This is a genomic window from Brachyspira suanatina, from assembly GCF_001049755.1.
Classification (GTDB): Bacteria; Spirochaetota; Brachyspiria; order Brachyspirales; family Brachyspiraceae; genus Brachyspira; species Brachyspira suanatina.
Genome location: NZ_CVLB01000001.1, coordinates 382,154 through 394,978, shown reverse-complemented (window position 1 = coordinate 394,978; position 12,825 = coordinate 382,154). Strand labels below are relative to the sequence as shown.

Annotated in this window: 9 protein-coding genes; 3 read left to right on the top strand and 6 right to left on the bottom strand. The window is 26.7% G+C overall.

Annotated elements, in window-relative coordinates; genetic code table 11:
* Positions 1 to 28 precede the first annotated feature (28 nt).
* From BRSU_RS01820 to BRSU_RS01810, 3 genes are all read right to left on the bottom strand, one after another.
* Positions 29 to 3,166 (bottom strand): efflux RND transporter permease subunit, encoded by a 3,138-nt coding sequence (locus BRSU_RS01820; RefSeq protein ID WP_048593508.1) that lies wholly within the window; start codon positions 3,164 to 3,166, stop codon positions 29 to 31.
* A gap of 292 nt (positions 3,167 to 3,458) precedes the next feature.
* Positions 3,459 to 4,502: a hypothetical protein gene (locus BRSU_RS01815; protein ID WP_048593507.1), complete on the bottom strand. Its 1,044-nt coding sequence runs from the start codon at positions 4,500 to 4,502 to the stop codon at positions 3,459 to 3,461.
* The gene (locus tag BRSU_RS01810) at positions 4,490 to 5,242 is read right to left on the bottom strand and encodes a hypothetical protein (protein WP_048593506.1); all 753 of its coding nucleotides are present in this window, start codon (positions 5,240 to 5,242) and stop codon (positions 4,490 to 4,492) included. The genes BRSU_RS01815 and BRSU_RS01810 overlap by 13 nt, the downstream gene beginning before the upstream one ends.
* A 183-nt stretch (positions 5,243 to 5,425) precedes the next feature.
* Between BRSU_RS01810 and BRSU_RS01805 the strand changes: the two genes are divergently transcribed.
* Positions 5,426 to 6,103 carry a phosphatase PAP2 family protein gene (locus tag BRSU_RS01805; RefSeq protein WP_048593505.1) on the top strand — a complete coding sequence of 226 codons (678 nt, stop codon included), beginning with the start codon at positions 5,426 to 5,428 and terminating at the stop codon, positions 6,101 to 6,103.
* Here BRSU_RS01805 and BRSU_RS01800 read toward each other — a convergent pair.
* A complete protein-coding gene (locus tag BRSU_RS01800; RefSeq protein WP_048593504.1) occupies positions 6,094 to 6,735 on the bottom strand; it encodes a class I SAM-dependent methyltransferase in 642 nt (213 codons plus the stop codon). The genes BRSU_RS01805 and BRSU_RS01800 overlap by 10 nt on opposite strands.
* Before the next feature lie 87 nt (positions 6,736 to 6,822).
* On the opposite strand from BRSU_RS01800, the gene BRSU_RS01795 reads away from it, so the two are divergent.
* Together BRSU_RS01795 and BRSU_RS01790 are read left to right on the top strand one after the other, a co-directional pair.
* Entirely contained in the window at positions 6,823 to 7,101 is a 279-nt protein-coding gene (locus tag BRSU_RS01795) for an acylphosphatase (RefSeq protein WP_014488785.1), read from the top strand.
* A gap of 31 nt (positions 7,102 to 7,132) precedes the next feature.
* Complete coding sequence (locus tag BRSU_RS01790) at positions 7,133 to 8,962, top strand: LysM peptidoglycan-binding domain-containing protein (RefSeq protein ID WP_048593503.1); 1,830 nt, start codon at positions 7,133 to 7,135, stop codon at positions 8,960 to 8,962.
* A 113-nt stretch (positions 8,963 to 9,075) separates the two neighbouring features.
* Here BRSU_RS01790 and BRSU_RS01785 read toward each other — a convergent pair whose 3' ends face one another.
* Together BRSU_RS01785 and BRSU_RS01780 are read right to left on the bottom strand one after the other, a co-directional pair.
* Positions 9,076 to 10,896, bottom strand: a complete 1,821-nt coding sequence (locus tag BRSU_RS01785) for a methyl-accepting chemotaxis protein (protein WP_048593502.1) — start codon at positions 10,894 to 10,896, stop codon at positions 9,076 to 9,078.
* 6 nt (positions 10,897 to 10,902) lie between these two features.
* Positions 10,903 to 12,720, bottom strand: coding sequence for a methyl-accepting chemotaxis protein (locus BRSU_RS01780; protein ID WP_048593501.1), 1,818 nt, complete (start codon positions 12,718 to 12,720; stop codon positions 10,903 to 10,905).
* Between the last annotated feature and the right edge of the window lie 105 nt (positions 12,721 to 12,825).

Sequence of the window (12,825 nt, the reverse complement as noted above, 5' to 3'; positions counted from 1 at the left end):
TATAAACTCTAATTAAATTAAAAATTTATTATTTTGCATTTACAGTGTTATTTAAAGCAAAATCATTAGCACTTTCCTGGTCTTTTTTATCATAATCTTTAAGAGGTATTTTATTTCTGATACCCGCATAAATAGTAGGTACTATAATCAATGTAAACATAGTAGAAACGACAAGTCCTCCTAATAATGCTATAGCCAAAGGTTTATACATTTCATTTCCGCTTCCTATACCCAAAGTCATAGGCAATATACCTAATATAGTGGTAAGAGTTGTCATAAGTACAGGTCTTAATCTTCTTTTTCCAGCAAGTAAAGCAGATTCATCTCCATTTATATGTTTTTCATGCATAAGCTGATTCATATAATCTATTAATACTATACCATTATTAACAACTATTCCAATTAATACTATAAAACCTATGGCACTATAAGCGTTGAGTGTGGTATTAGTTATAAATAAAGCAATGAGCGAACCGGCAAATCCGAAAGGTATTGCAAATGCTATTACAAATGGTGCTATCAAAGATTCAAATTGACTAGCCATAATAGCATAAACTAAAACTAAAGCTAAAACCAAAGCCTGTATTAGCTGAGAAAAAGCTTCATTCATATCCTCATAATCTCCGCCATAATTTATAGATATTCCGTTTGGTATGAATACATTATTATCTATATTATCTTTTATTTCAGAAATAACTTCATTTAAAGGTCTTTCATAAACATTAGCGATTACAGTTGTAAATCTTTTTCTATCTTTTCTATATATTCTATTAGGTCCATAACTTTTTACTATATCCGCTATTGAGGATAATGGTATCAATACACCTTTTACAGGTATACTCACTTTTTTTACATCATCTATTGTAACCTTATCAATATTTTCTAATTGAACATTAACATCTATATCTGTAAAGTCAGAATTTTCAGGTGTTATTGTAGTAGCTGTTCTTCCTGCAAAACTTGTATTTATTATTCTTGCTACATCATTAACTTTAAGCCCCATTTTAGCAGCTATATCTCTATTAACATATATTTGAAGTTCTCTGTTTGATTCATCAATATCAACCATAGCACCTCTGACACCTTCTATATTTGATATTGCACTTACTATTCTATTTCCAAGTTCTTCTGCCTGCCCAGCATCATCTCCAAGCATCTCTATTCTTATAGCCTCACCTGTTCCTCCTCCTGAAGCTGAACCTAATGTATTAATATTTATTCTGGCTGGATATTTCTGTAGTTTTTCTCTTGTAAGTTCAACATAATCTTCAATAGTACCTTTTCTTCCTTCGCTTTTAGATTTTAATTCTATTCTTATATTAGCATTATTTGCCTCATCGCCTTTTCTTATCCTTGACTGAATTTTTACTAAATCATCTTTAACTATTTCTCTTATATCATTTTCCATAAGTTCAATAAATGATTGAGTTTGTTCGTATTTGGTACCTATAGGCATAGTTATACGAACCATAAACTGTCCCTCATCTGTTTTAGGAAATCCTTCCTTACCAATAAACATAACTCCTAAAAATATTACAGCAAATACTAATATGATAGAAGGTATAAGTACAGTTTTTTTTCTTCTTATTGAAAAATGCAAAATTTTATCATAGAGTTTACTCATATTATCATGTATGTATTTATTGCTTAAAGCTTCAAGTTTTGAAAATAGTTTTAATCTTTTATTTGTTATGAGTCTTGCCCCAAACATAGGTACTATTAAAAGAGCAACTAATAAAGAGGCTATCATTGATACTGTAACAGTAATGCATAAATCTCTAAAAATTTGACTAACCATACCCTCAATATATAAAAAAGGAAGGAATACAGCAATAGTGGTGAAAGTAGAAGCTGAAATTGCAAGCGATACCTTATAAGCACCATTAATAGCCGATGAATATTTTCCATATCCATGATGTCTATAATAAAATATATTTTCAAGAACTACAATAGAATTATCAACCATCATTCCTATTCCAAGTACAAGCCCTGAAAGTGATATTACATTTAAAGTAACTTTCATAAAATACATAAGAGTAAAAGTTACTATTATAGAAATAGGTATTGATATAGCTATTATTGATACGGTTCTTATATTCCACATATAAATCATAAGAACTATAATAGCAAAAAGTCCTCCCTGCCAAGCAGCCTCAAGAACTCCTTTTATAGACTCATTTATACTATCGGCTGTATTAAACATTATTTCATATTTCACGCCTTGAGGAAAATTATATTCTTCTAATTGCCTTATTACATTTTTTGAAACTTCGGCAGTATTGGCTCCTGACTCTTTACTTACAGCTATTGATATAGAATTTTCTCCGTTAATCTTTATTATATTAACATCATCATCATAACCCTGATAAACTTCTGCTAAATCCTGTATTTTTACTACAGAAGCATTTCCAATACTATCTTTTTTTAAAGAGATAATTGTATTTTTTATATCATCAAGGCTCTTTATTTCTCCCATTGTTCTTATTGTGTATCTATAAAAACCCTGATTAGCCTGCCCGCCTACTAAGTTATTATTATCTCTGGCAAGTACAGAAGCTATTTCATTGATATTTATATTATATGCTTTTAATCTATTTAAATTAACATCTATTTTTATTTCGTTTTTTAATCCGCCTAAAACTTCAGCCTGAGCAACTCCTTTAGCTTGTTTTATTTGAGGTGCTATTTGATTATCTGCTATATTATATAAAGCTGCCTGATCATTCATACCGTAAATAGCAACTTCCATTAATGAAATATCATCAGTACTGAATTTTCTTATTATAGGTTTTTCAGCACTATCTGGAAGCAAGTCTATAACCTGTTCCAATGCCTCTCTTATGTCTTCTGAAGCATCGTTCAAATCTGTTCCCCAATTAAACTCTATAGTTACATCTGATGCATTTTCTCTTGATGTTGAAGTGATTTCTTTTATATTATTTACTGTAGCTACAGCACCTTCAATTATTTTTGTAATTGATTTTTCTATCTCTTCAGGACCTGCATTTTTATATCTTGTATAAATGCTTACATAAGGAACTTCAATACTAGGCATAAAATCTATTGAAAGTTTTGATAGACTAACTGCCCCCAATATAATCACTGAAACAATAACCATGAGTATAGTTACTGGTCTTTTAACAACTGTTTCTATTATTGTTTTCATAATCAAAATGTTTTCTTAAATTTATATTTTATAATATCCAACTAGTATTATAGCATATTAGACGATAAAATGTAAAAAAAGTTTCAAATAAAAATCAACTGTATGTAATTTATATAAAAAATAGCATAGCAATATAATATATTTTATATAAATTAATTTTTTTAAATGATTTTAAATAAAATTTATAATTATTAAAAGTTTTTAATAAATAGATTTTCATTGCAAACTATAACAGTTTATACAGATTGAAAGCGTATTCAATAATAAAAATGATATATATTAATAAACAAATTTATCTAGTAAACATTTTTATAAATCTTTCTCTGTATTTATAAGTAAGTAACTTTTTATTATATAATTCTGATAATTTTTTTATTTCTGTATTATCCATTTTTTCAGTATCTATTGCATATATGTAACTGTCTTCTTTAAATCCTTTAATCATAATATTAACATAATTATTAAATTTTTTATCAAAGAATAATTTAAAGAACATTATAGAACAAGTAAGTATAATAGAATTCACTATTACATATATCAGTATAAACATATAATAAGGATAAATAAATTCCTTTCCGCTTCCCATAAATAAAAATCCATTTCCCTGCATAATAGCAGCTTCAAAAAGCAAATGCCTTCTTTCAAAATCATCCCAATCTTCTGATCTATATTTTAATTCATTGTCATAATATAAAAGCACCATATCATAACTTTTAGCAAAACCCTCATATTCAAGATCATCAGTATTTACATTCTGAGAAAATACAAGGCCTGCTTCATATATTATTTCATTTTTTTTATCTCCATAAGATGTAATTATCTTATTATCAAACACCCAATTTATTATTCCGTATAACACTATAAATATAACAGCCATTATCACTGAAACAACTACGACAAAATTCGAAGATATTAAAGAATAAAATGTATTTTTATTTTCAATACTAAATAAATAAAAAAAGTATATTATATGAGATATATAAAAAATAAACAGAACATGATATCCTCTAGTAAGAAAAGAAGCTATAATATTCTCTCTTAAAAATACTCTGTTCAAAGAGAAAAAGTTTGTTATATAAAAAAGTCCCAATATTGACAGTATAAAAGGAACTAAATATATAATTAAATAAAAGAAAGTCTCTACTCTGGAATATTTATTAATCTTATAAAAAAAGACGCATACAAAATAAAAAGAGCATAAAAATTCTATAAGCATTAATAACTTCATAATATATGTAGGTATATCTAGAATCATATATGCACACATTGATATTATAGTTAAAGATGATACAGCAGATACTATAAATGTAATATTATATTTACTTAATTTTTCCACTTTATCTCTCCTATTTTTGCTTTATCATATATAACTCTAATCATCTTATAATCTAATCCCAAAAAAGAAGCATTATTCACTAAATTATACAAGGCACTTGAAAATATAGGCTGAGTGTCTTCTATAATTTTATCAGTATAAGGGTATGATGCCATTATCCTTGATAAATTAAAAAGTATTGCTATTAACTTAGATGAAGAAGAAAGTTCATCATTCGTTATAGAATAAGGAATAACACTTTTTGCTGCTATTGCTATAAACATAGGATTAATATGCTCCAAAGTAGATATATTAGATATAGAATGATCTATCATTTCTCTAGCTTTATCAATAAATTCTTTTTGTTCATATTTATATTCATAGTATATAGGAAGAGATGCTATATAGCTTGTATGCATAACATCCCTTAAAACTAAAAGAATAGAAATATAATTAACTAACTCTTCATCATTAAGCTCAAACTTATCATCATTTATTATTTTATCTTCTTCTCCGTTTCCTTTAATCCAAGATATAGATAATATTTGTTTTATTATATCATTTTCAAATATTGTATATGTGTATGATATATAGTCTAAAAAAGATTCATTAGTATTTGATCTTTTCACTATATTGATAATAGATTCTCTTTGCATTTCTATAGTATCATTAGATCCAGGTATATGGGATAAAAAATTAAAGTTTATAATATTTTCTATATAATCTATAAACTTTTGATAAGCATCATTTCCTACAAGCACCTTTTCATATCCTAAAAATTAAATTTTTCTTATATGTTTGTACCATTTTCGGAAACTTTACAAAAATCACTAAATATTTTAAAATGTTAATAAATATATATATTTTTAATATTAATATATAACAGTTGATTTATTTATATTTTATGGTATTTTATTATAAATCATTAAATTGGATTTCTTTATATGGAAAACGAACAAAATAACATTAATGATAATAACTCTAAGAATCGTAAAAAAATTAGAAAAAAAATCAAAAAAATTCTAAAAAAACGAAGAAAACAAAAAAGGATTAATTATATAAATAATCTTCCATTGATAAGATTTATGTCAAATATAGACAACAAATTATTTTTAAAAATATTTAAAGACAATAGAAAAGGTCCTGTAAAAACTTTCATGAAATTTATGAGCAGAATGGGTGATGGATATATATGGATGACAATATATTTGATATTCTATATGTTTAGAATAGATTATGCTGCTTTATATTTTTCAAGAGCCGTAACAGGAATTTTTATATGTATATTTTTATTCTTATATATAAAAAGCTTCTTCAGCAGAACGAGGCCTTATAAAAAACATCAAAAAATACCTATAATGTATCCTCCTGACAAACATTCATTCCCTTCAGGACATACAATGGTAGCTTTTTCAGTATCATTTTCTATGGGAAGCTATAGTTTATATTCTGCTTTACTGTTCTATCCTATAGCATCACTTATAGCATTCAGCCGAGTATATGTAGGACTGCATTATCCTTTCGATGTGATATTTGGTATAATTTTTGGTACTATAATAGGACTTTTATCAAATGTATTATTTTTCTATATAACAGGTCTTCCTATAATAGGTCATTTATGATTTTTTCTAATTTTTTGAGATTTCATATTTTTAATAATCTCTTTATTTTCTTTTTTTAATTTCTTCTTTAATTTATTTGAGTCAATAATATTTCTCTTTTCAGATATAAAAATATAATATCCATTTTTTTCTTTTACTTTTACTCCTCCAAATACAGATGAAAGTTTATTTTTATACCAATCAAGCCTTTTAGTTACCATAATGAATTTACCATTCAATGCTAATTTATAAAATCCTGATTCTATAAAATGTTTTGCCACAGAAAAATCTGTATGATAAGGAGGATTTGAAAGTATCATAGAAAAATCATTATCAATTATATTTCTTAATCCATCACTTTGAAGAATATTAATATTTTCCACATTATTTAGAATAGCATTATGCTTTGATATTTTTACAGCTTCAGAATCTATATCGCACATAACTACTTTATCTTCACCTATTATTTTTGCTGCTAATATGCCCACAAAACCGTATCCGCATCCTAAATCTAAAATTTTATTTTCATTTTCAAAATTCACTTCATCAATCATAGATAATGTACCAATATCTATATTTTTAGGCGAAAATAGTTTATCATTCGAATTAAATTTTAAATCAATATTTTTTATTGTAATTTCTATATTATACATTTAAAGTATTTTATAATCGTTTATATAAATTGTCAATTTTTATTTATTGATATAAATTCCATAAAATATATTTCCGATAATTTATATATGTTTAAAGTAGATATTATATTAAAAGGAAGAGTTCAAGGCGTAGGCTTCAGATACTATGCTAAACAGGTGGCCGATGAAATGAAAATCGGCGGAAAAGTATGGAATAACTATGACGGTTCTGTAGAAGTGATAGGATATTTACAAACTAAAAATGATATTGATGAGTTTGTAGAAAAAATAAAGATAGGACCTCAAATGTCAAGCGTTAAAGAGGTAACTGTTACGGTTACACCTTCAGATCCTCTTGTAGATGAAGTTTTTGAAATAGCAAATTAAAGCCTTTATATTGAACTAAAAAATAACAATTATGAAAAATATTTTTAAATATGCTTCCATTATAGGATGCACTTTTGCCTCGCTTAATTTCGCGGCTGATTATATAGATTATAAAGTAAAAAACGGAGATACTTTATTTGGAATAGCATTCGCTCATGATATGAGTGCAAGCGAATTCTTAAAAATTAATAATATAAAAGACCCGGATAAATATAATCTTAAAGTAGGAGAAGTTTTAAAAGTAAAAGAGAAAGGCTATACTCTTGTATATGACACTGATAATAAAGTTTTCGGCTTGAAAGGAGAAGAAGGAAACTCATATAAAGATTATAAAGTACAAAACGGTGATACTTTATTTGGTATAGCATTCGCTCATGGAATGACTGCTAATGAATTTCTAGCTATAAATAATATTAAAGATGCCAATAAATATAATCTTAGAGTGGGACAAACTCTTAAAGTGGCAAATAATCAAAAAGAAAGTAATTCGCCTTCAAATAATATAATAAATAACAGCAATAATAATGATAATAATACAGAAAGTTATGATACTTATAAAGTACAAAGCGGTGATACTTTATACGGAATAGCTTTCTCTCATGGCATGACAGCAAGCGAATTTTTGAAAATCAATAATATAGATGATCCTGATAAATATAAACTATATGTAGGTAAAACTATGTATGTTAAATCATCTAAAGAAAATAATTTAAATACTAATAATGAAAAAGATACAGGAAAAGAAATAGAATATTATACTGTAAAAAGCGGAGACACTTTATACGGTATAGCATTTCAAAATGATATTAGTGTAAACGATTTTCTAAAAATTAATAATATAGATGATCCTCTAAAATACAAATTAAGAACAGGCGAAAAATTAAAAATATATGCAAGAGCAAATGCCTCTAACGCACAAAGTAAAACTATAAAAACATATAAAGTAAAAAATGGAGATACACTTGGAGAGATAGCATTAAAGAATTCTATGTCTTTAAAAGATTTGCTTCAGTTAAATAATCTCAAAAATAATTATGTACTTAAAGTTGGAGATACTTTAAAAATATATGATAATATTAATATAACAAGTTCTTCAAAATCAACAGAATACAGAACTTTAGAAAATTATAAAGTTAAAAGCGGAGATACTTTAAGCGAAATAGCTTTGGCAAGAGGAATGGATTTAGTAGAATTATATTCTATAAATAATATAAATGATAAATATATTTTGAAGGTTGGAGATACTCTTAAAGTATATGCTAATCCTAAAAAAACAACCACTTTAGTAATATCAAATTATAAAGTACAAAGCGGTGATAGTTTATATTCAATAGCTAAAAAGCATAAAATGGATTTAAGAGATTTAATGCAGCTTAATAATATAAAAAATGCCAATGAATATAAATTATATGTTGGTGCAAATCTAAAAGTAAAAACAGCTAAAATGGTTCCATATTCTTTTAATGATGATTCTATATTGCCTGAAAGTTCTTTTATATGGCCTTATAAAGGTATAATAATTTCAGGATATGGGGTAGCTTCTGACAAACTCGCAAACAGAGGCGTTAATATATTAGGAGATGTTGGAGATAAAGTTGTAGCTTCCGACGACGGAATAGTAGAATATGCTGATAATATAAGAGGATTCGGTACTGTTATAATACTTAAACATAAAAACGGATATAATACTTCTTATGCTCATCTTTCTAAGATAAATGTTAAGCTTGGAGATATAGTAAAAAAAGGAGATTATATAGGAGATATAGGTGATACAGGTATGATAGACAGAAGCGAATTATACTTTAAAATTTCTTATCAGGGAAGAGCAGTAGACCCTGTTAAACTTCTTCCTAAAAGTTAAAGAAAATTATTCCTACAAAAATAGAATTTTATATAAAAAAATAGTAAAACAATAAATATTAAATTGTTTTACTATTTTTCTATTTACTCTCAATTAATTTTATTTATTTCATTTTACTTACCATGACCAAATTTAAAGAATGACAATTCTTTCACTATATCTTCAGCCATTTTTGAAGTTTTAGCACTAGCTTCAGAGGCTTGTTTTGAAAGCTCTTCATTTTTGATCATTATTTCATTAATAACACCTATATCATTATTAATATTATTTATACGCTCTATCTCTTCATTTGAAGAAGCTGATATCTCCAAAAGTATAGATGAAGTTTCAACAGAACTTTTTGCTATATGATCTAAAGTTTTAGAAGTTCTTGAAACTGAAATACTTCCATTATCTATTTTAGTTACAGCATTTTCAACTATAACAGTAATGTCTTTTGTAGCCTGTGAAACAGTAGTAGCCAATTTTCTTATTTCGCTTGCAACAACAGCAAAACCTCTGCCCTGCTCTCCTGCCCTTGCTGCTTCTACTGCGGCATTAAGAGCTAGTATATTAGTTTGCAATGCTATCGACTCTATAGACTTTGTTATCTCGAATATCTTTTTACTTGAAGCCTGTATTTCATTCATATTACTTTCTATTTCATTTATAGTATCAACACCTGTTTGAGTTGTATTCTCCATCTTTTCCATAGAATCTTTAGAGGTGGCAACACTTATTGATGATAAATTAATTGCTGTTCCTATATCCTTTAGAGCCTCATCAAGCTTTTCAAGATGAACTGCTTGTATATAAGCTCTTTCAAGCAGCTTCTCACTTGATTGTGATATTTCTACACCTACTGCATTAATATCTTCTATTGCTTTTTTAATTTTAAATATCAATTTTCCAATATTTGCTTCCATTTTATCTATAGCACGTGCCAAATCACCTGCCCTATTGCCTTTTGATAATATGGATTTATCTATTCTATATGAGAAATTACCATCTGCCATATTATCAATAGCAGTAATTGCCATATCCAAATATTTTGAAAGAGGAAGAAGAACAATAGTTGTTAAAAATAATCCCATAATTAATAAAAATATCAGTATTGATAAAAATATAAAAAATGTTTTCTTAAAAATAGATTTATAATCGTCTAAACTTCCTTTAACAGCTAAAGCCATCTTAGTATTAGGTATTTGACGAATAGAATACCAATTATTATTTTTTATTTTAATAGGCGAAGATATATTATTAACATACTCTTCAGCACCTTCAAATGTTTTATCAGTATTAAATATAGTAACTCCTTCTTTTAGCACATAATCAGGATTGCTATGCTTAATATAAAGACCATCAGATGTAATAAGGAATATATTATTTTTATCTATATTGCCTTCTGTCCTTACATTACTTACACTTGAAAAATCTATACCTATAACACCTTTCAATCTTCCATTAGTATAAACAGCCTTTGAAAAAGTGATTAAAAGTTTTTGTGTATTAAAATCTATATAAGGATCTGTAATATATATTCCATTAGTGCTTAAAGCAGACTTATACCATATTCTTGAAGTTTGATCATAATTGGTAGGATATTGATGTGTTACGCTCAAAAATAATCCGCCTTCTGAAAATGGAACTGTAGAACCATAGAGTATATCAAAAAATTCCTGTCTTTTATTATAAACATTACTCATAGATAAACCCATTTCATAAGGAGTTAAATCAGCTACGGCATAAGAATCAAGCATATTTAATACCAAATTTACATTCTCAATATCTCTTTCTATATAATATCCTATCTTATCTATATTTATTGATATCTGATCTAAATAATCAGATTTATATGCTCTTGTAAACAAAACAAATATAATAGCAGATGTTATTATAATAAATAAAGAATATGGAATTATCAATTTTAATAAAAGCTTAATATTTTTTTTCATATTATTCTAATCCTTATTTGAACTTTTAAACTTAAAGAAAGAAAGTTCATCTACTATTTCATTTACTATTTTAGAAGCTTTAACACTAGATTCAGCACTTTCATTTGCAAATTTCGCATTACTCATTGTAATATCATTAATCTTCGCTACTATATTATTAATATTATCTATGCCTGATTTTTTATCATTAGACATTCTGTATATTTCTGATAAAGAATTTGAAGATTCCAAAGAAGATGATTCTATACTGTTAAGAACTTCAGATGATTTGCTTACGAATTCACTTCCATGCTCTATCTTTGAAACAGCACCTTCAACTATATTTGTAATATTATCCGCCGAATTAGTTACTGTTTGAGCAAGTGAGCGAACCTCGCTGGCAACAACGGCAAAACCTCTTCCCTGATCTCCGGCACGTGCTGCTTCTACTGCGGCATTAAGAGCAAGTATATTTGTCTGCGAAGCTATTGCCTGTATAGTTTCTATAATATGTGAAATTTGATTACTTGCCTCTGTTATCTCATTCATATTATCTTTTATTTCGCCGATCATCTTAACACCGACTTTAGTGTTCTCAAAAGATTCATCACTCATAGTCTTTGCAGAGTCAGTTTTTTTAGAAGCATACTCTATGGATGAAGATATTGCATTTATAGCATCTATTAAATTATTTAAAGACACACTCTGTTCATTAGCCTTGCTGGATAATTCCATACTTACATTTGCTATAGCCTCTCCATTTTTATTAACCTCTTCAACTCCTGTTTTTATCTTATACATAGTCTTTCCAATATTTCTCTGCATCTTTTCCATAACACTAGAAAGTCTTCTTGCACTGCTGTCCATCAATTTATGCTCTTTGATTCTTGAAGCAAAATCTCCATTAGCCATACTCTCTAAACTCACTATAACATCATCTAATCTATCAGAAATAGGTATCAAAGATATAGAAACAATTATAAGCTCGCCAATTATAAATAATATTCCAAAAGCAATTAAGAATAATATTAAATATCTAGTTAAATTAAAATAATATGAAGCATCGCCCTTAACTGCTATATACCAAGGAGCATTATTAACTTTTCTTACTGTATACCAATAATTATCTTTTATATATATTCCTGAGTCTTGCATATTATTTTTATATGATGAAAATAAATTATCATTAAAAACAAGCATTTTAGGATTCATAAGATATTCATTATTTTCATGAGTTATATATAATCCGTCTTCAGTAACTACATTTATAGAATCTATAAAATCCTTATTAGCATTTCTAACAACGGTATTCATATTATCAAAATCAATACCAAAATATCCTGCTAATCTATTATTAATCATTATCTTATTAATAAATGTTATAACTAAACTACCTGAATTAAAATCAATATAAGGAGCTGTTATATATAAACTATTCTGACTTTTTGAAGCATTTATATACCATTCTCTTGCAGTTTGATCATAATTGCTGGGATATGTTATTCTTGAACTTATAAACGTACCGCCTCTGCTATAAGGTACTGTATCGCAGTAAAACACATCGAAATAATTACCGAATTTTTTTACATTAGTAACACTTTGTGCTATATTTTGAGTATTGATGCCTATTTCAGCATAAGAACTTAAAAAGGTTAGAGAGTTTACAATATCATCAACTCGGCTTTCTATATCACTTTTGGCTAATTCTACGTTTAATGATATTCTATTGAAATAGAACTCTTTATTTAGAGGAATAAATATTGAAAGTAAAATAACTGCTATTATTGATATAAAAATGATGTATGGAATTGTAAAACTTAATATGAGTCTAATTCTATTTTTCATAATCATTCCCAATATAGGTTTTAAAATATGATATAGAATTTAGCGAAAAAATTCAAGATAAAAATATCTAAAAAAGATATTGTTTTGATTTTTAATATCAATTTC